General features: G+C 52.8%; 20 protein-coding genes. 10 read left to right on the top strand and 10 right to left on the bottom strand.

Translation table 11 applies throughout. The features are described from left to right. From G462_RS0106330 to tkt, 5 genes are all read right to left on the bottom strand, one after another. A partial coding sequence (locus tag G462_RS0106330) for a retention module-containing protein (RefSeq protein WP_026958251.1) occupies nucleotides 1-1124 on the bottom strand: 1124 nt, incomplete at its 3' end. 471 nt (nucleotides 1125-1595) lie between these two features. Further along, the gene (gene fbaA, locus G462_RS0106335; RefSeq protein WP_026958252.1) at nucleotides 1596-2672 is read right to left on the bottom strand and encodes a class II fructose-bisphosphate aldolase; all 1077 of its coding nucleotides are present in this window, start codon (nucleotides 2670-2672) and stop codon (nucleotides 1596-1598) included. 129 nt (nucleotides 2673-2801) lie between these two features. Next, nucleotides 2802-3965 (bottom strand): phosphoglycerate kinase, encoded by a 1164-nt coding sequence (locus G462_RS0106340; protein ID WP_026958253.1) that lies wholly within the window; start codon nucleotides 3963-3965, stop codon nucleotides 2802-2804. A gap of 58 nt (nucleotides 3966-4023) precedes the next feature. Next, on the bottom strand, nucleotides 4024-5037 hold the full coding sequence (gene epd / locus G462_RS0106345; protein ID WP_026958254.1) for an erythrose-4-phosphate dehydrogenase: 1014 nt from the start codon (nucleotides 5035-5037) through the stop codon (nucleotides 4024-4026). A gap of 93 nt (nucleotides 5038-5130) precedes the next feature. Further along, the gene (gene tkt, locus G462_RS0106350; protein WP_026958255.1) at nucleotides 5131-7125 is read right to left on the bottom strand and encodes a transketolase; all 1995 of its coding nucleotides are present in this window, start codon (nucleotides 7123-7125) and stop codon (nucleotides 5131-5133) included. Between the two features lie 172 nt (nucleotides 7126-7297). Between tkt and G462_RS0106355 the strand changes: the two genes are divergently transcribed. The 8 genes from G462_RS0106355 (at nucleotide 7298) to G462_RS24180 (ending at nucleotide 13876) form a co-directional block, all read left to right on the top strand. After that, a complete protein-coding gene (locus tag G462_RS0106355) occupies nucleotides 7298-8593 on the top strand; it encodes a chloride channel protein (protein ID WP_026958256.1) in 1296 nt (431 codons plus the stop codon). A gap of 215 nt (nucleotides 8594-8808) precedes the next feature. Further along, nucleotides 8809-9960: a methionine adenosyltransferase gene (metK, locus tag G462_RS0106360; RefSeq protein WP_026958257.1), complete on the top strand. Its 1152-nt coding sequence runs from the start codon at nucleotides 8809-8811 to the stop codon at nucleotides 9958-9960. A 93-nt stretch (nucleotides 9961-10053) separates the two neighbouring features. Next, complete coding sequence (locus tag G462_RS0106365; RefSeq protein WP_026958258.1) at nucleotides 10054-10560, top strand: SprT family zinc-dependent metalloprotease; 507 nt, start codon at nucleotides 10054-10056, stop codon at nucleotides 10558-10560. 91 nt (nucleotides 10561-10651) lie between these two features. Further along, entirely contained in the window at nucleotides 10652-11383 is a 732-nt protein-coding gene (gene rsmE / locus G462_RS0106370; RefSeq protein ID WP_026958259.1) for a 16S rRNA (uracil(1498)-N(3))-methyltransferase, read from the top strand. Continuing rightward, on the top strand, nucleotides 11383-12339 hold the full coding sequence (gene gshB / locus G462_RS0106375) for a glutathione synthase (RefSeq protein ID WP_026958260.1): 957 nt from the start codon (nucleotides 11383-11385) through the stop codon (nucleotides 12337-12339). Before rsmE ends, gshB begins: the two co-directional genes overlap by 1 nt. 26 nt (nucleotides 12340-12365) lie before the next feature. Then, a complete protein-coding gene (locus G462_RS0106380; RefSeq protein WP_026958261.1) occupies nucleotides 12366-12938 on the top strand; it encodes a YqgE/AlgH family protein in 573 nt (190 codons plus the stop codon). Further along, entirely contained in the window at nucleotides 12938-13369 is a 432-nt protein-coding gene (ruvX, locus tag G462_RS0106385; RefSeq protein WP_026958262.1) for a Holliday junction resolvase RuvX, read from the top strand. The genes G462_RS0106380 and ruvX overlap by 1 nt, the downstream gene beginning before the upstream one ends. A 339-nt stretch (nucleotides 13370-13708) precedes the next feature. Next, on the top strand, nucleotides 13709-13876 hold the full coding sequence (locus G462_RS24180; RefSeq protein ID WP_084404959.1) for a DUF3545 family protein: 168 nt from the start codon (nucleotides 13709-13711) through the stop codon (nucleotides 13874-13876). 46 nt (nucleotides 13877-13922) lie between these two features. Here G462_RS24180 and G462_RS0106395 read toward each other — a convergent pair whose 3' ends face one another. Next, complete coding sequence (locus G462_RS0106395) at nucleotides 13923-14480, bottom strand: hemerythrin domain-containing protein (RefSeq protein ID WP_026958263.1); 558 nt, start codon at nucleotides 14478-14480, stop codon at nucleotides 13923-13925. Between the two features lie 393 nt (nucleotides 14481-14873). Here G462_RS0106395 and grcA point away from each other — a divergent pair, with 393 nt between their 5' ends. Further along, a complete protein-coding gene (grcA, locus tag G462_RS0106400; protein ID WP_026958264.1) occupies nucleotides 14874-15254 on the top strand; it encodes an autonomous glycyl radical cofactor GrcA in 381 nt (126 codons plus the stop codon). 94 nt (nucleotides 15255-15348) lie between these two features. Here grcA and tesB read toward each other — a convergent pair whose 3' ends face one another. From tesB to thrA, 4 genes are all read right to left on the bottom strand, one after another. Then, nucleotides 15349-16227, bottom strand: coding sequence for an acyl-CoA thioesterase II (gene tesB, locus G462_RS0106405; RefSeq protein WP_026958265.1), 879 nt, complete (start codon nucleotides 16225-16227; stop codon nucleotides 15349-15351). Between the two features lie 174 nt (nucleotides 16228-16401). Then, nucleotides 16402-17679: a threonine synthase gene (thrC, locus tag G462_RS0106410; RefSeq protein ID WP_026958266.1), complete on the bottom strand. Its 1278-nt coding sequence runs from the start codon at nucleotides 17677-17679 to the stop codon at nucleotides 16402-16404. Continuing rightward, complete coding sequence (gene thrB, locus G462_RS24650) at nucleotides 17676-18638, bottom strand: homoserine kinase (RefSeq protein WP_026958267.1); 963 nt, start codon at nucleotides 18636-18638, stop codon at nucleotides 17676-17678. The genes thrC and thrB overlap by 4 nt, the downstream gene beginning before the upstream one ends. Beyond that, on the bottom strand, nucleotides 18639-21110 hold the full coding sequence (gene thrA / locus G462_RS0106420; protein WP_026958268.1) for a bifunctional aspartate kinase/homoserine dehydrogenase I: 2472 nt from the start codon (nucleotides 21108-21110) through the stop codon (nucleotides 18639-18641). It lies immediately after the preceding gene. Nucleotides 21111-21505: 395 nt separating this feature from the next. On the opposite strand from thrA, the gene aceK reads away from it, so the two are divergent. After that, nucleotides 21506-23212: a bifunctional isocitrate dehydrogenase kinase/phosphatase gene (aceK, locus tag G462_RS0106425; protein WP_035476988.1), complete on the top strand. Its 1707-nt coding sequence runs from the start codon at nucleotides 21506-21508 to the stop codon at nucleotides 23210-23212. Nucleotides 23213-23322: the final 110 nt, after the last annotated feature.

Raw genomic sequence — 23322 nt, forward strand, 5'->3', positions numbered from 1 at the left:
GTGGTGGTATCGACGGTATCGTCTATCTGCGCGGTTGCGCTTACACCATCGAAATCGACGCTCTCGAAGTTCCCGCCTTGTACATCAGTTACCGTAGCGGTCAGGGAGCTGGCATCGAGGTAGACATCTTCACCATTGGGGTTTTCTACAACCAAGGTTCCTTCGGTTTCGCCCGCAGCAATCTCAATATTGCCAAGGTCTGTCACCACGGTAACGGCGCTCTGTCCGGGATTGCTCAGCGTGGCAGTGAAGGTAATCGTGCCATCAGCTTCAGTAACATCACTGGTGGATAAGCTGACGGTGGTAGTATCAATCGTATCGCCAATCTGAGCGGTCGCGCTGGCAGCGCTGAAGTCGACATTCTCGAAGTTACCACCCTGTACATCGCTTACGGTTGCGGTCAGGGAGCTGCTATCCAGGTAGACATCATCAGTGTTCGGATTATCGACGGTGAGCGAACCACTGGTCTCTCCTGCGGCAATCTCGATGGAGCCTAGATCAGTGACAACGGTGACCGCAGTTTGCCCCGGGTTGCTTAAGGTTGCGGTGAAGATAATAGAGCCATCGTCTTCGGTGACGTCACTGGTGGTTAATGTCAGCGTCGCACTTTGACTGGGGGTATCGTCAGCTAGGACGGCTACGTTATCCTGCTGTTGCTGCTCGTCGCTGGCCACCGGGCTGGTATCAAACCCGGCCTCAGCGATGGTTTCAGCACCGGAACGTGAGATGGAGATAAAGCCACCATTGCCCGCACCCGGGCCACCGCCTCCAGCGGCTGGCGCTCCACCGGCAGCGGTCGCTTCAAACAGCTCCGTCGGGTCGACACCTTGCAAAATCGCAGCTTGTAAGGCTTCCACATCCACTTCGTTCTGTGCGGTAAGGGTTTGCCCTGGCTCAGCCACTCCGTCTCCCGGTAGCTGGGTGACACTCAGCTCACCAAGCTCGTATTGGTCGTCTGAGTAATAAAAACCTATCTGGGTGCCCTCACCTGTGATCAGCATCTCCCCTGCGAGCAGTTGATCGCCGGGTTGTAGCTCTCTGAGTGAGCCATCTGGAGCAACCGCAAACGCGGTTCCTTCAATAGAAACAATGATGGCATTATTACTGACGATGGACTGTTCCATAACACTTTCCTTTGTCCTGCTGCATTCGGCACATACGGCTAGTTATTGCTTAAATTTTAGCTCAGCACCAAAAAACGTCCTTGTATCACTTAACAACTCTGTAACTGACCGTTTATCGGCCCCAAAGTCGTTAAGTACAGATATCCGATAACAAATCAAATCCTAACAACATTCAATAACATATCAACAACAAATAAAAGTTTTGTGGGACTAACGGCAATAAGGCCGCCAGCATATTCCGGTAGCAAAAAGGGAAAAAGCGCACAGGACGGTGAGAAATAAGCAAAGATAAGGTGTGCCGCCAAAACGATGGCTAGCAGGCTAATGGGAGTAAAGAAAAGTTCTTCGCAGTGCGCTGCAGTCGCCCACCTTTACTCGTGGGTACGAAGGCAAGCTAGTAGCAGGTATGAGAAAAGTGGCAGGCACAAAAAAGCCCGCACTCGGCGGGCTCTGTTTACTGAATCCTGTAAATTACAGTACGTCTACTGCATTCAGGTCAGCGAAGGCTTGCTCCAGGCGAGCAACCATAGAAGCTTGACCAGCACGCAGCCATACGCGTGGGTCGTAGTACTTCTTGTTAGGCGCGTCGTCACCAGTTGGGTTACCGATTTGGCCTTGCAGGAAGTCACGGTTTTCAGCTTCGTAGCGACGAACACCGTCCCAGTTAGCCCACTGAGTGTCGGTGTCGATGTTCATTTTGATAACACCGTAGCCGATTGACTCTTGGATCTCTTCTTGAGTAGAACCAGAACCACCGTGGAATACGAAGTTCAGAGCGTTAGCAGCGATGCCGAATTTCTCTGCACAGTGTGCTTGAGAGTCACGCAGGATGGTTGGAGTCAGAACAACGTTACCTGGCTTGTATACACCGTGTACGTTACCGAAAGAAGCAGCGATGGTGAAACGTGGGCTGATAGCGTTCAGTTTCTCGTAAGCGTAAGCTACGTCTTCTGGAGAGGTGTACAGCTCAGACTGATCCATATCGGTGTTGTCTACGCCGTCTTCTTCACCACCGGTACAACCCAGTTCGATTTCCAGAGTCATGTTCATCTTAGCCATGCGCTCCAGGTACTGGCCGCAGATTTCGATGTTTTCTTCCAGAGACTCTTCAGACAGGTCGATCATGTGAGAAGAGAACAGAGGCTTACCAGTTTGCGCGAAGAACTCTTCACCAGCAGACAGCAGGCCGTCGATCCAAGGCAGCAGTTTCTTAGCAGCGTGGTCAGTGTGCAGGATTACTGGAACACCGTAAGACTCAGCGATAGCGTGAACGTACTTAGCACCAGCAACAGCACCTTTAATTTGTGCTTCCTGGCCTTCTAGTTTAAGACCTTTACCAGCGAAGAAAGCAGCACCGCCGTTAGAGAACTGAACTACAACTGGCGCTTTAACTTTAGCAGCAGCTTCCAGTACAGAGTTGATAGAATCAGTGTTAACAACGTTAACTGCTGGAAGAGCGAATTTGTTTTCTTTAGCTACTTCAAATACTTTCTGTACGTCATCACCAGAGATAACACCTGGCTTAACGAAATCAAAGATCTTAGACATGACAATTGTCCTATTACTTAGTTGTCTTAAATTGAGCGAAACTTACTCGGTTTGCGCTGGGGCGCATTCTATAAAATCTTGCCCGAGCGCACAAATGAAAGGCAGGAACTTTCCTGCCTTTTACCGTAATTATGCTTTAGCGCGCTGTTCCAGCATCTCTACAGCAGGTAGTACTTTACCTTCTACAAACTCAAGGAAGGCACCGCCACCGGTTGAGATGTAAGAAACGTCTGCTTTGATACCGAACTGGTCGATTGCAGCCAGGGTGTCACCACCGCCAGCAACAGAGAAGCCTTCAGAAGCAGCGATTGCTTCAGAGATACCTTTAGTACCCGCTTCAAAGTTCTTGAATTCGAATACGCCTACTGGGCCATTCCACAGGATGGTCTTAGCGTTTTTCAGGATCTCAGCCAGCTCAGCAGTTGAATCTGGGCCCAGGTCGAAGATCATGTCGTCATCTTGAACGTCAGCAACGTTCTTGATTTCAGCTTCAGCGTTCTCGTCGAATGCTTTGGCACATGCAACGTCGGTAGCAACAGGAATCGCACACTCTTCCATCAGCTTCTTAGCAGTGTCAACCAGGTCAGCTTCGTACAGAGACTTACCTACGTTGTGGCCAGCAGCAGCGATGAAAGTGTTAGCGATACCACCACCTACAACCAGTTGGTCAGCAACTTTAGACAGTGACTCAAGTACAGTCAGCTTGGTAGATACTTTAGAACCACCAACGATGGCAACCATTGGACGAGCAGGCTTGTCCATAGCTTTAGCCAGTGCATCCAGCTCGCCAGCTAGCAGAGGGCCAGCACACGCAACAGGTGCGTTCATGCCAACGCCGTGGGTAGAGGCTTGAGCGCGGTGAGCAGTACCGAATGCGTCCATTACGAATACGTCACACAGGGCAGCGTATTTCTTAGACAGCGCTTCGTCGTTCTTCTTCTCGCCTTTGTTGAAGCGAACGTTTTCCAGAACAACCAGCTCACCAGCAGCGATTTCACAACCTTCCAGGTAGTCTTTTTCCAGACGTACTGCGCCTTCAAGAGCGTCGGCCAGGTAGTTTACAACAGGAGCCAGAGAGAACTGCTCATCGTACTCACCTTCGGTTGGACGACCCAGGTGAGAAGTTACCATTACCTTGGCGCCAGCAGCCAGACAGTGCTTGATGGTAGGTAGCGATGCAAGGATACGTGCATCAGAGGTCACTTTACCTTCTTTAACAGGTACGTTCAGGTCAGCACGGATCAGAACGCGTTTGCCCGCCAGATCCAGGTCAGTCATTTTGATGATAGACATTATCAGTCCTCTATAGATTTAGGTTCACTTTTATAGCCAGTCACTCCGTGACCGACCATTAATTCCGTTTCAGCATTAGCTGGGCCGTATCCAACATTCGGTTGGCAAAGCCCCATTCGTTATCACACCAGGCAAGAATTTTTACCAGATGCGCACCACTCACCCGAGTTTGCGAGCCATCAACAATGCTCGAATGGCTATCGTGGTTGAAGTCAATGGAGACCAGCGGCTCTTCGGTATAGCTCAAAATTCCGCTCAATTTACCGCAAACCGCCTTCTGGATGGCTTGATTTATATCAGAAACTGTAACTTCTTTACACAGAGTTACACTCAAATCCATCGCAGTGACGTTTTGCGTCGGTACCCGTACAGCAATTGCTTCAAACTTGCCTGCAAACTTTGGCAGGATCCGTTGTACGCCCTTAGCCAGCTTGGTGTCAACCGGGATAATCGATTGTCCTGCAGCGCGGGTTCGGCGTAGGTCGGAGTGATAGGCGTCGATCACTTGTTGATCGTTCATCGATGAATGAATTGTAGTAATAGTACCACATTCCACCCCAAAGGCTTCATCCAAGACTTGAATCACCGGCACGATACAGTTGGTGGTACACGAGCCGTTGGAGACAATCTTATCGCCATCCAGCAAAGCCTGATGGTTTACTCCGTACACCACGGTGCGATCCACACAGGGATCGGCGGGGTGAGAGAACAGTACCTTGCCAGCTCCAGCATCAAGATGCAGCTGGGCATCATCTCGGCTACTGAACTTGCCGGTACATTCCAACACCAAATCAACGCCGAGCTCCTGCCAAGGCAGTTTGCTTGGGTCCGCTTCATGGAACAGCTTGATGGCATGACTAGCCACCGTTAGGCCTTGCGGGCCAAGCAGCACATGTTCGGCAAAGGTGCCGTGGGTGGAGTCGTATTTGAGCAGGTGAGCCATGGCTTTGGGGTCAGCCAATTCGTTGATGGCAACCACTTGCAGCTCTTGGTCGCGGCCCGATTCATAGATGGCCCGCAGGACGCTTCGGCCAATTCGGCCAAAACCATTGATCGCGATGCGCTTAGTCATCTTGTTCCTTGTAAAAACCCCCTTATGCCGGTTTGGTCAAACCAAGTGGCACAAGAGGGTTCGTATTACTACTTCTGTTTGCTGAGCGCTAGCTTACAGCAGTTCGTTGGCCATGTTCACCAGGTTTTCGGTGGTGAAGCCAAACAGTTTGAACAGCTCGCCAGCAGGCGCAGACTCACCGAAGGTGGTCATACCCAGTACCTTGCCGTCAAAGCCCACGTACTTGTACCAGAAATCAGCAATACCCGCTTCTACAGCAATACGCTTGCGTACCGCATTTGGTAATACTGACTCTTTGTACTCGTCGCTTTGCGCATCGAATACGTCGGTGGCAGGCATAGAGACTACGCGTACCGCTTTACCTTGTGCGGTCAGCTCGTCGGCAGCAGCCACGGCCAGCTCAACCTCAGAGCCGGTAGCAATCAGGATAAGCTCAGGGGTACCTGCACAGTCTTTCAGTACATAACCACCTTTGGCTGCGTTGGCTAGCTGCTCAGCGTCACGCGGCTGAGGCGCCAGGCCTTGGCGAGAGAAGATCAGCGAGGTTGGGCCATCGGTGCGCTCTACAGCATGACGCCACGCAATCGCCGACTCCACCGAGTCACATGGGCGCCAGGTGCTCATGTTCGGAGTCAGGCGCAAGCTGGCAGTCTGCTCTACCGCTTGGTGAGTTGGGCCATCTTCGCCCAGACCGATTGAGTCGTGGGTGTAAACGAAAATCGCAGGCTGCTTCATCAGCGCGGCCATACGCAGTGCGTTACGCGCGTATTCCATAAACATCAGGAAGGTCGCACCGTAAGCCTTGAAGCCACCGTGCAGGGTAATACCGTTCATGATGGCCGACATACCAAACTCACGTACACCGTAGTGCAGGTAGTTACCGCTGGCGTCATTGGCTTCAACCGCTTTAGAGCCAGACCACATGGTTAGGTTAGAAGGCGCCAAGTCAGCAGAACCGCCCAATAGCTCAGGCAGTTTAGGGCCGAAAGCTTCCAAGGTCTTTTGAGAAGATTGACGGGTAGCAATCTTCTGTTGTGACTCTTGTAGCTCAGCGATGTAGTTGTCAGCAAACTCAGTCCAGTCGCTTGGCATTTCACCGTTTACGCGACGTTTGAACTCGCTCGCCAGCTCAGGGTATGCAGCTTCGTAGCCGGCGAATAGTTGGTTCCAGCTAGATTGCGCAGCGCTACCCGCGTCGGCTGCGTTCCACGCATCGTACACATCAGCAGGTACTTCAAACGGACCGTGTTCCCAACCCAGGAATTCACGTGCCGCAGTAATTTCGTCATGACCCAGTGGGGCACCGTGACAGTCGTGGCTGCCAGATTTGTTTGGCGAACCGAAACCGATGATGGTTTTACAGCAGATCAGGGTAGGCTTGCCAGATTCAGCTTGCGCCGCTTCGATAGCTGCGCGGATGGCGTCAGCGTCGTGGCCATCTACGTCAGCAATAACGTGCCAGCCGTAAGACTCGAAGCGTTTTGGCGTATCGTCGGTGAACCATCCTTCTACTTCACCATCGATAGAGATACCGTTGTCATCCCAGAACGCAATCAGCTTGCCCAGGCCCAGAGTGCCGGCCAGTGAACACGCTTCGTGAGAGATACCTTCCATCAAACAGCCATCGCCCATAAAGGCGTAGGTGAAGTGATCAACAACCGGGAAGCCGTCGCGGTTGAACTGTGCTGCCAAGGTTTTCTCAGCGATAGCCATACCTACGGCGTTGGTGATGCCCTGACCGAGTGGGCCGGTAGTGGTTTCAACGCCTGGCGCGTAACCATACTCAGGGTGGCCAGGAGTTTTGGAGTGCAATTGACGGAAGTTTTTCAGCTCTTCAATCGGCAGCGCGTAGCCACTTAGGTGAAGAAGAGAGTAAAGCAACATAGAACCGTGGCCGTTAGACAGAATGAAACGGTCGCGATCGGCCCAGTTAGGGTCAGTCGGGTTATGCTTTAGAAAGTCACGCCACAGTACTTCCGCGATATCGGCCATGCCCATAGGTGCTCCTGGGTGACCGGAATTGGCTTGCTGAACAGCATCCATACTTAAAGCGCGTACCGCGTTAGCGAGATGTCGACGAGAGGTCATTATGCACTCCTGCTTGTGTGAGTAGTTTGCGATTTCGCGGCGTATTGTCACAAAGACATCTATTCGACTCAATGACTTTGAACAGTTATTCTTGCCAGAGCCGCGCTAAATTGTGCGCAGAATATACCTAAATTCATGATAAGCGTTTAAATTTTCGTAAAAATAAAGCGATATGAGCATTTTTCCACCAATTAAACCCCAAACCTGGTGGCAGGGCTTTGCACTGCGTCGTCGCCGGTTTGCAGTGAGTCTGTTTATTGGTGTGTTCTCAGGCAGCTTGTGCCTGCTGTTCTCTTATCTTGCCCATTTGGATATCGATAGTTACTGGCAAAGCCCGTGGCTGGCGGTCATCTTGCCGTGGCTGGCTATCGCGCTTGTTAGCCTCTGCGAGCGTCTGTTTGCCCGTCATCGCCAAGTGGGATTTGCCCCCGCCATCGCCGCCTATCACTACCACAGTGGCAAGCTGCCACTCGGTGGTTTGCCCTATCAGTTCGTGGTTGGGCTATTGCTGGTATGGGGAGGGTTTGCCGTAGGCATTGTCGGCCCCAGCTGTTTTATCGCGGCAGCCCTGGCCGGCCACCTCAGTCGCTTTGGTTTTCTCGGCGAAAAGCACCAACGTCTGAGTGTCGCCTGTGGCACCGCCGCTGCCGTGGCGGCCTTATTCAATGCCCCACTCGCTGCCACCGTGCTGGCTTATGAGCTGGTAATGCGCCACTTTAACTGGCGCGCCATGGTCTATGTGGGGCTGAGCGCCTATTCCGCTAGTATCCTCTCCGAGCTGTTTGGGGGCAGCATGCTCAAGGTGACGCTCGGCCCGCAAGACTACAACTGGCCTCAGCTAAGCCAATTTCTGCTCCTTGGCGCGTTTTGCGGCATGCTGGCGGTCACCATGGTAGCTGCGGTGCGCTGGGCGCCCAAGTTTCAGCGGCGCTATAGCCTAATCGTGGCCGCTGCGATCACCAGTTTGGCCTGCCTGTATGAGCCGAGCTGGTTGGGTCTCGATGCCATGACGCCCAACGAAATGCTGACCTGGGAGGTGGGCGTTGATCAGATGTGGATCTGGCTGCTAGCCCGCTTGGTGTTAACCGCCACCGCCCTGTCGATGCTACTGCCCGGCGGCAGCCTTGGGCCGATGCTGGTCATCGGTGGCATCGCCGGCGCCATCCTTGGCCAGCTTAACTTAAGCCCCGCCCACGATGTGCTAATTGTGGCAGGTATGGCGGCGATGTTTGGGGCGGTGTTCCGCTGCCCGTGGGCCGCCTTTATGCTGCTCACCGAGCAAACCATGCAGCTGAGCATGGTCGCACCCATGCTACTGGCCTGCCTAAGCGCCAGTTTGGTGGCCCAGCATCTGTTCCGCTCGCCCAGCCTTATCGATGTGCAACTGGAGCGTGCCGGCTATCAAGTGCCACATTGGAAGAACCTGCTGCGCGCTAAGCCCAACCTGCCGCCACCGCCGGCCAGCTAAGCCAAACTTTTCTCAAGACTCATCAAGCTCGATAAGACCCTTATAACTCGAGGGTTTTCTTGTGTCGCTGCGATATAAAATGCAGCTCAAGAATCGGCGAAAAACTCTGCAATAAACTAAATTAAGCACTAGCTTTCATCGACGTGCTTCTTTAGAATAGCCGTCCAGATGGATTGACATCCATATGTATAGACTTCAACTTGCGAGACCAAAACATGGCAACTCATTTATTCACCTCTGAATCTGTATCAGAGGGACATCCGGATAAAATCGCTGATCAGATCTCTGATGCGGTACTTGATGCAATCTTGGAGCAAGATTCTAAGGCTCGCGTAGCTTGTGAGACTTACGTAAAGACCGGCATGGTGATGGTTGGCGGTGAGATTACCACCTCAGCCTGGGTTGATATTGAAGAGTTGGCCCGCAACACTGTTCGCGAAATCGGCTACACCCACTCAGATATGGGCTTCGATGCCGACTCGTGCGCCGTACTCAACGTTGTGGGCAAGCAAAGCCCAGACATCAACCAAGGTGTTGACCGTGCCGACCCAGCCGCACAAGGCGCCGGTGACCAAGGCCTGATGTTTGGCTACGCCAGCAACGAAACCGACGTGCTGATGCCTGCACCAATCACCTACGCCCATCGCCTGGTTCAGCGCCAAGCGGAAGTACGCAAGAGCGGCGAGCTGGACTGGTTGCGCCCAGATGCGAAAAGTCAGGTCACCTTTGCCTACGAAAACGGCATCATCACCGGCGTAGATGCAGTGGTACTGTCTACCCAGCACGATGAGTCGATTGGTCAAAAAGATCTGGAAGAAGCGGTGATGGAAACCATCATCAAGCCGGTTCTACCAACTGAGTGGCTAAACAAAGACACTAACTTCTTCATCAACCCAACTGGCCGTTTCGTTATCGGTGGCCCAATGGGTGACTGTGGTCTGACTGGTCGTAAGATCATCGTAGATACCTACGGCGGCATGGCTCGTCACGGTGGCGGTGCATTCTCAGGTAAAGATCCATCGAAAGTAGACCGCAGTGCGGCTTACGCGGGTCGTTACGTTGCCAAGAACATCGTGGCAGCAGGCCTGGCCGATCGCTGTGAGATTCAGGTGTCTTACGCCATCGGTGTTGCCGAGCCTACCTCTATCAGCATCGAGACCTTCGGTACCGGTAAACTGGAAGAGAGCAAGCTGATTGAATTGGTACGTCAGTTCTTCGACCTGCGCCCTTACGGCCTGATCCAAATGCTGGATCTGGAGCGCCCAATCTACCAGCCTACCGCAGCCTACGGTCACTTCGGCCGCGAAGAGTTCCCTTGGGAGAAGACCGACAAGGCCGACGCCCTGCGCGACGCTGCGGGTCTGTAATCCGCCTTTGCGCAACAGTGCAGCTCTAGTTTCAAAGAGCCGGTTAAGAAGAGAAGGTTCGCCTTCTCTTTTTTCGTTTTACGATAAGCACTCATGACCCCATCAAGCCAGCAGCTCAACGCTCAACTTTACGACCAACTTAACCAAAAAGTAGAGCACTACTTTCAGTTGGCGGAAGCCTTCTTTAAACGCAACTACCCGCGTCCCGAGGTGGTCCTGTCTGCTCGGCGCAGCAAGGTCGCGGGCAGTGCCAACTGCAGCCATTGGCGGCTGCGTTTCAATCAGCACTTCTACCAACAGCAACCCGAACAGTTTTTAGCGCAAACCGTGCCCCACGAAGTCGCCCATCTGATCTGCCATGCCGAGTTCGGCCGGGTCGCCCCCCACGGCAAACAGTGGCAGGCGGTGATGCAAACGGTGTTTAACTGCCCGCCGCAGCGCACTCACAGTTTTGATACTACTGCGGTGAGCGGTCAGCAGTTTGATTACCGCTGCGGCTGCCAGCAGCATAAGCTGTCGATCCGTCGCCATAACAAGGTGTTACGTGGTGCTCAATATGCGTGTCGGCGCTGCGGCGAGCTACTCAAGCCGCATGGCTAAACGCTGGCCAAATGCGCACAACTGGGCTGTTTACTCGATGTAGAGTAAGCTATGATCCAGCCCCTCCCAGCCAGCAGAGTGACGCCCTTTCATGCGAGTTCCACGGATTTACCATTCTCTTCCCCTCGATGCCGCCGTTGAGATCGAGCTCGACGCCGATGCCGCCAACCACGTAGGTCGAGTGCTACGAATGAGTGCCGGGCAGCAGATTGAGCTATTCAACGGTGATGGTTGTAACTATCCCGCGGAGCTAGTCGCCGTAGAGAAAAAACGGGTCGTTGCGAAAACACTGGATAAGTTGGCCAATGACAGTGAATCGCCGCTCAACATCCACCTCGGTCAGGTTATCTCACGCGGCGAGAAGATGGAGTTCACCATCCAAAAGTCGGTCGAGCTGGGAGTAACAACCATTACGCCGCTGACGAGTGAGCGCTGTGGGGTAAAGCTCAATCAAGAACGCTTCGAGAAAAAACTGCAGCAATGGCAGAAGATCGCTATCTCCGCCTGCGAGCAATGTGGCCGCAGTGTGGTGCCCAAAGTGATGCCGCTGCAATCGCTGGAACAGTGGAGTTCGCAGCAAGATGGCCTGATGAAGTTGAATTTGCACCCAAGGGCCCAATATAAGATCCATACCCTACCCAAGCCGGAGCAAGGGGTACGGCTATTGATTGGTCCAGAAGGCGGATTGTCTGAGCAAGAGATCGCCAAATGCACCGAACAAGGCTTTATTGAAACCCAGCTCGGGCCCCGGGTACTAAGAACAGAGACAGCGGCGCTAACCGCTATTACCGCACTGCAGTGCCAATTTGGAGATTTAGCATAATGAGCATCAAACTCGGCATCGTGATGGACCCCATCAGCCAGATCAACATTAAAAAAGATTCCAGCTTTGCGATGCTACTTAAAGCTCAGGAGCGCGGCTACGAGCTGTTCTATATGGAAATGCAGGACCTGTACTTGGACCAAGGCACTGCAGCGGCCAACATGCGCCGTCTTAGCGTGCAGCAAGATGCCGACAACTGGTACACCCTTGAAGAGGTGGAAGACCGCCCATTGGCGGATCTGGATGTGATCCTGATGCGTAAAGATCCCCCATTCGACACCGAATACATCTACGCCACCTACATGCTTGAGCGCGCCGAAAGCGAAGGCTCACTGATTATCAACAAGCCGCAAAGTCTGCGCGATGCCAACGAAAAGCTGTTTACCGCGTGGTTTGCTGAGTTCACGCCTAAGACGCTGGTATCCCGTGACCAAACCCGCCTGCGCGCATTCCACAAGCAGCAGGGTGATGTGATCATGAAGCCGCTAGATGGCATGGGCGGCGCGTCGATCTTCCGCCTGAAAGCTGATGATCCGAACGTCGGCGTGGTGATGGAAACCCTGACCGATCACGGCCAACGCTACTGTATGGCGCAGGAGTTTATGCCGGAGATTAAAGCGGGCGATAAGCGCATCCTGATCGTCGACGGCGAACCAATGCCCTACTGCCTGGCTCGCATTCCGGCCCAAGGTGAAACCCGTGGCAATCTGGCCGCCGGTGGCCGAGGCGTTGCCCAACCGCTTTCTGATTCAGACTGGGAGATTGCTCGCGCAATTGGCCCTAAACTGAAGGAAAAAGGCTTGGTATTCGTGGGGCTCGACGTAATCGGTGATAAGGTTACAGAGATCAATGTAACCAGCCCAACCTGTATTCGTGAGATTGAAGCCGCCTTCGATATCTCGATTACCGATAAGCTGATGGATGCCATCGAGACCCGTTTGGCAGCAGTTCGCTAACACCTTTTCTTGAGAGCGAGTCGACTATGGAATCATTGCAAAACCAGTTCTTACTAGCGATGCCGGGTCTCAGTGACCCTTACTTCAAGCGCTCGGTTGTCTACGTCTGTGAGCACAACGATGAAGGCGCCATGGGGCTGGTGATCAATATTCCGGTCGACCTTTCTGTGGAAGGGCTGCTTGAGCAAATCGAGCTGCCCGAACACCAAGAGGCTGAAGAAGACGAACGCGACTCACTCGACAAGCCGGTCTACCAAGGTGGTCCAATGGCACGTGAGCGCGGCTTTGTATTGCACTCCCCCAAGCCCGGCTTTAACTCCAGCATGCAGCTGAGCTCTGAGCTGATGATCACCACCTCAAAAGATGTGCTGGAGACCCTTGGCACTGGCTCTGAGCCCAATGACTATCTGGTCACCCTCGGCTATGCCGGTTGGGGCGCCGGCCAGCTGGAGCAAGAGATTGCCGATAACTCATGGCTCACCTTGCCAGCCACCACCGACATCATCTTCGATGTTCCTAGCCACCAGCGCTGGGAGGCGGCCGCCAAGCATCTGGGTATCGATATCTGGCAGCTATCTAGTGACGCGGGGCACGCGTAGTGGCGCAGCAAGGACACCGCCAAGTCATCGGCTTTGATTTTGGCACCACCAGTATCGGTGTGGCCGTGGGGAATGAAGTCAGCGGCACTGCGCAGCCATTGGCGGCGCTTAAGGCACAAGATGGCGCACCTTCTTGGCAGTTGGTCGAACAACTACTGGATAAATGGCAACCCGACCTGCTGGTGATCGGCCTGCCGCTGAATATGGATGGCACCGAGCAAGAGGTCACCCAACGCGCTAAGCGCTTCGCCAATCGCCTACATGGCCGTTTCGGCTACCCCATTGAGCTACAAGATGAGCGCCTGACCACCGTCGATGCCAAAGAACGCCTGTTCGAGCTAGGCGGCTATCGCGCCTTGGACAAAGGTGCGGTCGACAGCGTATCCGCCGTGTTGATAGTCGAGAGCTGGTTTAACGCTCAGTATCATTAACGCCGGCGCTTGTTGGCACTTTTCTTTTCTCGTCTGCTTAGCCCTTTTCACTGTGCAGTGTTGCGAGCGTCTCGCCGCCTTCAGCGGCAGCCTGCCAAACAAAGCACTTTAGCCGGCGCAATAGCTACTGAAATTTCAATCAAATTATTGGCAAAACCGCAGATTAGCAATAGTTAATCCCACTCAAGCAAGCAGATCCCAAGTAAAGTTCTGATTCTAGAAATCACTCACAAAAAATAGAATTCGCGCGGTTTTGGTAACGTGAATGCAACAAAGCTGTTTTATTTTTCGTAGGCATATGGTAATTATCTAACTGCAACAACGTGCAAGGAGAGAACCATGGACAGGCTAGACTTGGATAATGTTGAAAGCAACCAGAAGACCACTCGTTCAAACAAAAAGCGCAAATGGCGCGAAATTGAGGCCATTAAAGACAAAATCAAACTGAAACGCGAATTGGAATCCATTGACAGTAGCTTTGTCCTCAGTGACGAGTACGAATACTAAATAAAAAAGCCGGCGCAAGCCGGCTTTTTTATTATTCTTCAATCGCTTAGCTGGCACTTTCCGATAAACGAATACGCTCGGCCAGTGCGTGGTACTGCTCCTTAACCTGATGCCCGAACAGCGGATCCTCATCGCCGCCACGGCCATGCTCCCAGCCTTGTTCAATCGCCCGCCAGTCATCGGCTGTCAGATGACGTAGTAACGCAGGAAAGACCACTTCCTCTTCGTAGTTAAGGTGTTCCCACTGCGCCTGAATATAGGCTTCCAGACGGTCGCTGAACTGATCCAGTGGCACCACCGCATCGAGTAAAATAAGCTCAAGTGCACCTTGCAGCTCTTCGGTTAACTCTTTGAGCTCCTCATGTTGAACCTTTAGCTTGCCTGACAGGTCATCCTCGACCACACGATACTTCACGTAGTAGTCGTAGATCATATCCTCTTTGGGGTGGTGGAATTTGTCGGCGTAATCGTGCAGGTAGGTCACGATATCATCCAGCAGCTTGTACTTAACGGCTTTCTCTGAGCGGATCAGCTCTAGCTTATGCTCGAGTACCTTAAGCAGCTTCGCGATATTCTGGTGATCCTGTTGAAGACTCTTAATCATTGGCTCTCCCTATATGTAACCCGAGACGACTTTGCCCAAGCGCTCTCAAGATACTTGGCCACTTAGTCTACGCGCCACGGCTGGCATCGGTCTATGATGCACCTTGCAAAACTCGGTTTTCCTAATGAGAACACCCACTTGGCCACCGGCAACCATAAATTAACATCACAATCACTTATCTTCCCCGATCCCGTAACAGACAGCAACAAAAGAAGTATCGGTTGCTATAGCGGGGTTGACGCATATCAATTTAGCTTTCGAAAAAAACTTAAAGAAAACCCTTTTTTGATTAAGGTCAATTGTAGTATAGTTTCACTAAAGGCGAAGCCTACGGAAATATTACTGACTTGTTACGGTCGTTCTGTAATTTAATTACACACATAGAGGTGCGTTATGACTACTGGTATTCAAATCACTAAAGCTGACAACAATGCGCTGCTGGGTTCATTCTGGCTGCTGGACGAACAAAACGAACAGGCTCGCTGCCTGTGTGTGAAGGATGAAGCTTACGCTGAAGATCAGGTTGTAGCCCTGAACGAACTGGGTGCTATCGAGTACCGTGAAGTGCCAGTTTCAGCTCAACCACTGCAAGAAGGTGGTCAACACCTGAACGTAAACGTGCTACAGCGTGAGACTCTGGAAGATGCAGTTAAGCACCCAGAAATGTACCCACAGCTGACCATTCGTGTATCTGGCTACGCAGTGCGCTTTAACTCTCTGACTCCAGAGCAGCAACGCGACGTTATCGCTCGTACCTTTACCGAGTCTCTGTAATATCTACTTTTAGCTGGCGCTAGAAGTCAAAAAGGCAAGCCGATGGCTTGCCTTTTTTAGTTTGGGGCGCGTTGCGCAGCCCCAAGTCCTTTTATCACTTATCCGCTTTTTTAGGCTGACGCTCTCGCACCAAACCCTCTTGAGCAGTAGATGCCACCAGCTTCCCGTCTTGGGTGAAGAACTGACCGCGCACCAAGCCACGCCCTTGCGAGGCCACCGGGCTATCTACCACGTATAGCAGCCACTCATCGAGGCGGAAGGGATGGTGGAACCACATGCTGTGGTCGATGGTCGCCACCTGCATATTCGGCTCGATAAACGAGCGACCATGGGGCTGCAGTGCAGTTGGCAGGAAGTTAAAGTCAGACGCATAGGCCAGCAGGTAGCGGTGGATCCGCGGATCGTCCGGCATCTGGCCATTGGCTTTAAACCACACGCAGCGCTTAGCTTCGGTCACTTCCGGTTTAATCGGGTTGATAAACTCCACCGGACGCATCTCCAGCGGCTTATCGCAGATGAACTTATCGCGCACTGATTCGGGAATAAACTCGCGCAATTGGAAGGCGTACTCTTGCTCAGACTGTAGCTCATCGGGGCCGGCAACCTCAGGCATCTCCATCTGATGTTCCAGACCTTGATGAACTTCCTGGAACGAGGCGGTCATATAGAAGATGGGCTTGCCATGCTGAATCGCCTTGATACGACGCGTTGACACGCTCTGGCCATCACGGATCTTCTCAACGTCGTAAACGATGGGGTGAGCAACATCCCCGGGACGCAGAAAGTAAGAGTGCAACGAATGCACTTGGCGGCCTTCATCGACGGTTTGCTTAGCCGCAGATAGCGCCTGCCCCATCACCTGACCACCAAACACCGCACCAAAGCCTAAGTCTTGAGTTTGACCGCGATACAGTCCTTGTTCTATCTGCTCCAAGCTTAAAAGCTCAAGCAAATCAGTAAGTACTTTACTCATAGTTATTACTAGTTCTTAAACGATAAGGCCGAAATATGCGCCAGCATCGGCGAAATTTCAAGTGGCTAAGTGATTGCCCACTGACAACAACTTGGTATTTCAAGCTTATACAGATAGCAAAACAGCGCCTGGCGGCGCTGTTTAGATACGAGCATTGTTCCTGCTATATAGCCACTACAGGGCCAGCAAAAATTCTCTTAGCTTGGCGAAATCGGCGCCCATCTCATGCGACAGCAGCGGCAAATCCGCGCGATCGGCCAAGGCTTTCGGCAGGTCAATCTCACGCGATAAGATCTCTTCTACACTCTCTTTGAACTTGGCCGGATGTGCGGTACACAGGAACAAGCCATGCTCACCAGCGCTAAGCTGCTGTGAGAGTTGCTGATAGGCAATCGCACCGTGAGGCTCACACAGGTAGCCCGCTTCGTCCAGCGCTTTCACTGAAGCCGCAGTTTGCTGATCGTCCATCGCGCCCTTGCCCAGGTCGCTAAGCGGCCAGCCCTTCACCTTGAACAGTTCTTCAACACGCGGCCAGTTGTTTGGCTGGCTCACATCCATCGCATTGGACAAGGTCGCTTGGGTCGGCTTTGGTGCCCACTCGCCGCTTTGCAGATAACGCGGCACCGTGTCGTTAACATTGGTAGCAGCAATGAAGCGTTTGATTGGCAGCCCCAGCGCTTTAGCGATCAGGCCAGCAGTCAGGTTACCGAAGTTACCCGATGGCACCGCCACAACCAGCTCTTTGCGCTGCTCGGCACTTAGCTGAGCGGCCGCTTCAAAGTAGTAACACACTTGTGCCAACAAACGGCTGATATTGATTGAGTTGGCGGAGTTGAGGCCGATCGCTTGCTTTAGCTCTTCATCATCAAACGCTTGCTTCACCAGCGCCTGACAGGCATCGAAGTCGCTCTCAATAGCGATGGTGGTGATGTTACCGCCCAAAGTACAGAACAGCTTTTCTTGCAGCGGGCTGATCTTGCCCTTCGGATAGAGCACCACCACACGGATGTTCTCCATGCCGTAGAAGGCATGAGCCACCGCGGCGCCGGTATCACCCGAGGTCGCGGTAAGGATAGTCACCTGCTCGCCATCGGAGAATACGCCGAGGCACTGGGCCATAAAGCGGCCGCCAAAGTCTTTAAATGCCAGGGTTGGGCCGTGGAACAGCTCCAGCGCACTGATGTTATCCGCCACCTTTTCAACAGGAGCCGGGAAGTTAAAGGCCTTGCCCAGCATCTCCTGTAGCTGCTGCTCGCTTAGCTCGTTATCGAGCAATGCGCTAAGTAGCTTCGCGCTGCGGCTAACCAGATCCAATTCCAGCAGCTCATCGATGTTTTCAAGCGTAGGAAGTTCGGCCGGAAAAAACAGGCCTTGCTGTTGCCCGAGGCCCTGCTTAACGGCTTGGGCGAAATCTACCTGCTCTTGGTTGTGTTTGATGTTGTATAGCTTCATAAACTGTTTCCGGTCACCCGGGTTCCTTCTGGGTCAATCTTACAAATATGGCAAAAGCCTTGGTCATTTTGCAGGAAGTTCTCTTCCATCCAGCGGCTGATCCGCTGCGCCTGCTCCAGCACCGGGGTCACGATAAACACGGTCGGGCCAGAGCCCGAGATGCCACAGCCTAATGCGCCGGAACGTGATACGTAGTCTTTCACCTCATCAAAGCGTGGGATCAGCTGGGAGCGATAAGGCTCGGCAATCACATCTTTGAGCACCGCAGCTGCCAACTCGGGCTGCTTACTGTAACTGGCATGAACAAAGCTGGCCAAATTACGGCCAAAGGCTAAGGTGTCTTGGCGACGATACTGCGCGGGCAATATCGAGCGGGCAGCAGAGGTAGAGATAGCGGTTCCCGGGTAAGCCAGTACCCAGTACCAATCTTCAAAGTGCGGAATGGCCTGGCTGATCACGCCGCCATCTTGCACCATCAGCTGCATACCGCCGAGGTAGCAGGGCGCGACGTTATCGTAGTGCACGCTGCCGCTGATCTGCCCTTCCAGCTCGCCCATCAGGGTCAGCATTTGATCTTTATCGAAGGGGTAGTCACACAGTGCATTGAGCGCTTCTAGTGCGGCAACCACTGAGCAGGCACTGGAGCCTAGGCCTGTGCCCACGGGTAGGTTCTTCTCCAGCACCATGCGACATGGCGATAACTCTCGTTGGTGAACCTTGTCCAGCAAATCGCGAAACGCAAAGTAGCAATCGTAAAGAATGTTCTTCTTCGGGTCAGCAGGCAATTTATCGGCGAACGGGCCTGTATTTTCAATAAGCACGTCGCCGCTGCTCATCACTTCCACAAAGATCCTGTCGCCCAGTAGCGAGCCGTCAATCGGCGCTAATGCAGCACCGAGCGAGTCAAAGCCAACGCTAACATTTGCCGTTGAAGCCGGGGCATATACCACCAAGCCCATTTATACCTCCTGGTTCCAGTTCAAGGTACGCAACACATCGGCAAACACACCGGCAGCGGTTACCGCAGTACCGGCGCCGTAGCCACGCAACACCAACGGAATTGGCTGATAGTAGCGGCTGTAGAAGGCCAGCGCGTTTTCACCGTCCTTGACGCGATGTAGTGGGTCGGCGGCAGCCACAGCTTGGATAGAAACCTTGCATTTGCCATCTTCGATGCTTCCAATATAGCGCAGCACTTGGCCTTGCTCGTCGGCATCGCTTTGCAGTTTGGCAAAATAGGCATCGGCCTCTGGTAGGCGCTGCATAAACTCTTCGTTGCTTCCTTCGCAATCAAAGCCCGGCGGTAGCGCCATTTCCACCTCAATATCATCGAGGCTCAGCTCTAAACCCGCTTCCCGGGCCAGAATCAGCAGTTTACGCGCAACATCCATACCATTGAGATCTTCACGCGGATCGGGCTCGGTAAAGCCGTTATCCCGGGCAATACCGGTTGCTTCAGAGAAGCTCATACCTTCGTCCAACTTACCGAAGATAAATGACAGCGAGCCAGACAAGATACCGTTGAAGCGTACCAGTTGGTCACCGGCACGCAGCAGGTTTTGCAGGTTCTCAATCACCGGTAGGCCTGCGCCCACGTTGGTGTCGTACATAAACTTGCGGCGGGTCTTGAGGGCGGTTAGGCGCAGCTGGTTGTAGTATTCGATGCTGGCGGTATTGGCCTTCTTATTGGCGGTTACCACATGGAAGCCCGCGGCCAGGTAGTTCACGTAATCGGCGGCAACCTGGTCGTTGCTGGTACAGTCAACAATCACCGGGTTAATAAAGTGGTGGCTATCGAGCAGGCCTTGTACGGTTGGCAGATCAAAGCCGCCATTTTGCTCTGTGGCTTCTAGCTGGGCACGCCAATCGCTGAGCTCCAAGCCTTTCGGGTTAGTCAGTAGCTGACGGCTATTGGCGATACCACATACGCGGATGGCGATATGCTGCTCTTTCAGGTGACTCTGCTGCTCGTTGATTTGATCAATCAACGCGCCGCCCACACCGCCACAGCCAATCAGGAATAGATCGATGTAGTGCATGCTATCGAAGAAGTTTTGATGACACGCGCCCACTGCTTCTTCCACTTTATCTTGGGTAACCACAGCAGAAATAGAGCGCTCAGAGGAGCCTTGGGCGATTGCCACGATGTTAATCGAGACTTCCGCCAGCGAGGTAAAGAAGCGTGCAGCCACGCCTTTACTCTTGCGCATGCTATCACCCACCAAGGAGATAATCGCCAGCTGGTCGATGGACTCAATGGACTCCAGCAGTTGGTTCGCCAGCTCCAGTTCAAATTCGCTTTGCAGGGCTCGTTTGGCGGTTTCAGCATCGGCGCTGTGGATGCAAAAACTGATGCTGTACTCGCTGGATGATTGGGTAATCAGTGCAATCGACACCTTGGCTTGGGCCATCGCGCCGAAGATGCGGCTAGCCATACCTACCATGCCCTTCATGCCCGGACCGGATACAGTCAGCATGGTCAGGTTTTCAAGGCTAGAGATCGCCTTAACCGGCAGGTTGTTTTCTTGCAGGTCTTTAGCGCCGATTAAGGTTCCTTCACCCTGCGGGTTAAAGGTGCTCTTAATCAGGCAAGGGATATGGTATTGAGCAATCGGCGCAATGGTCTTCGGATGTAGCACCTTGGCACCAAAGTAGCTGAGCTCCATGGCTTCGGCGTAAGACAGGCTGCGCAGCAAGCGGGCATCATCTACAACACGAGGATCGCAGTTGTACACACCGTCTACATCGGTCCAGATCTCGCAGCAATCAGCATCTAGGCATGCGGCCAATACCGCTGCGCTGTAGTCGCTACCGTTACGCCCTAACACTACGGTTTCACCCTGCTCATTGGCAGCGGTAAAACCGGGCATTAGCAGTACGTCCAGCCCTTGGTAGTCAGCGGCAGCAAAGCGCGCCTTGCTGGCTTCGATATCCACTTGCGCTTCTATATAGCTATCGTTGTTGCTAAGCAGGAGTTGCTGAGGCACCAGGATATCCACCTGCTGCTGTTTAACTTGCAGCAAGACCTTCATCCAATTGACGCTTAAGCGCTCTCCGGTGGCCAATACGCTCGCGGCGATATTGTCTGGGCACTGGCGCAATAAACGCACACCTTGCAGCACATCGCCAAGACCATCTAGCTCTTGCTTGAGCATGGCTTGCAGCGGCGCAGCATCAAAGTCGCTGAACTCAGCGCTTAGTTCGTCCAACAGGCTCTGGAAGATCTGGGTGATACGAGTGAGCTGCTGCTGTCCATCTTCGCCTTGACTGGTTGCAGCAATGACCGCTTCCAACTCATTGGTAATCCCTGCCGGCGCCGACAGCACCACCGCCAATTGTCCTTGTTGTCGATTCCCCACAATGATCTCGGCAGCCCGCTTGAAACGTTCAGCGTTGGCTAACGAGGAACCGCCAAATTTGAGTACTCGCATTGATCCTCCTGCAAAAAAAAACCCGTATCGATTGATACGGGCCTTTTTGGTTGATGCTTTTTCTCGTTTACAACCAGCCCGCCACTGCCACTGTTGTGGTAATGGTCATCATGGTGGTGTGCATGGAAGAAAGCATAAACATAATTGAAAACATCCTATATTCTGAGCACTACCTTTAAACAGACGGGCGATTCTGTCAAGCTTTTTCCTAGCTAGCACTGGCCTTTCGTGTTCACTTTTACCACACCTTATAGCGGGTTATCCTGCATCCACTGCTTTTGCACCTTTGCTGCTAAACGAATATTTCAATAACGCAGGCTATGCTGCAGATGCGAATTGGAACGCTTGTTTAAAATCTGCCATAGTCAATTTGCCGACTTGGAAAGGGATAACCAATGACAGACTCAATGGCCGATCAAGCAGCCCACGTTATGCTGCAGCGCTTCAATCGCTTTTATCAGTGCTTTCTCGATGTTACCCGCGGCGCCCAAGAGCGCTTCGAAGAGGCTAACTGGCTTGGGGTACAACTGGCATCGCGCGAACGGATCCGCTTGTACGATCACCACGCCACTGAAGCACGTGCCGAGATAAAGGCTCTAACCGGCCACCTACAGCGTAGCGACGCCTTCTCTGCCCAAGTGAAAACTGCCTACTCAGAGCTGCTCAAGCAGCACGATAACTTTGAAGTAGCGGAGTCGTTTTTTAACTCGGTTTATCAGCGCTTGTTCCATCATCGCTATATTCGTGAGGATCAACTGTTTATCCGCGCCCACCGCACCAGTCACTTGGTGGACTATCAGGTTATCCTGCACCACTTTGAAGGTAGCCAGCTGCAGGAGCTACTACATGCACTCATCACCAGCTATCAGTTTGAGCTTCTCTTTGAAGACCTACAGCGTGATATTGCTTGGGTGGTCGCCAAGCTGGAGAAGCACCCCAGCATTGAACAGGCTAAATGGCTGAAGCTGGATTTCGTCAAGGCGGTATTCTTTCGTAATAAAGGTGCCTACCTGATTGGCCGGATCGACTGTGGCGGAGAATCGGTGCCAATTGCACTGCCGATCCTGCACGGCGGAAATAGCTTATATATCGACACCGTGCTCTCTTCCAGTGACGATGTCAGTATCTTGTTTGGCTTTGCCCGCTCCTATTTTATGGTGGATGCACCAGCCCCGCGGCGGATCGTGAACTTCCTAAAACTATTAATGCCCAACAAAACCGACTACGAGCTGTTTACCGCCATCGGCTGCCAAAAGCACGGAAAAACGGAATTCTATCGCCACTATCTTTCTCATCTGAATAACTCCACTGACCAATTCGAGTTAGCGCCGGGGATTAAAGGTATGGTGATGAGCGTGTTCACCCTGCCCTCCTACGATGTGGTATTTAAAATCATCAAGGATAAATTCACCCCGCCCAAGGAAGTCAGCCACGCCGTGGTCAAAGAGAAGTACCGCATAGTCAAGCAACATGACCGGGTTGGACGGATGGCCGATACCCAAGAGTTCTCCAACTTTGACTTTCCACTGGAGCGCTTCAGCACCGAACTAATAGAAGAGCTACAAAAAGTGGCACCTTCTGCCCTGCAAATCGACGGCGACACCATCACCATTAAGCACCTTTATACTGAGCGCAAGATGATACCGCTCAACATGTACCTTGATGATGCCGACGAACCGCAAGCAAAAGCCGCCATTGAAGAGTACGGCAATGCCATCAAGCAGCTCGCTGCTGCCAACATCTTTCCCGGCGATATGCTGTTTAAGAACTTCGGTGTCACCCGCCACGGCCGGGTCATCTTTTATGACTATGACGAAATCTGCTATATGACCGAATGCAATTTCCGCGATATCCCACCTCCGCGTTACCCAGAGGACGAGTGGGCCGCAGAGCCTTGGTATTCAGTGGGCCCAAACGATGTGTTCCCCGAAGAGTTCGCCACCTTCTTAATGGGGCGGCCGCTGGTAAGAAAAGTGTTTAGCGAGGTTCATAGCGATCTGTTCAAGGCGGGTTACTGGCGCGACCGGCAAAAAAATATTGAGAAGGGTAAGTTTGAAGATGTGTTCCCTTATCGCAGGACGCAGCGCTTCCAAGCGAGATAGCAAACACTTACCAACACAATATAGCGAGCGCTAACGTACAAATAATTTGAACTTCCCCTATGATCTTTTGTCATGGATCGCCCATAATGATTGGTACCGCTCTGTTTAAT

Source organism: Aliagarivorans taiwanensis DSM 22990 (genome assembly GCF_000429505.1).
GTDB classification, from domain to species: Bacteria; Pseudomonadota; Gammaproteobacteria; order Enterobacterales; family Celerinatantimonadaceae; genus Aliagarivorans; species Aliagarivorans taiwanensis.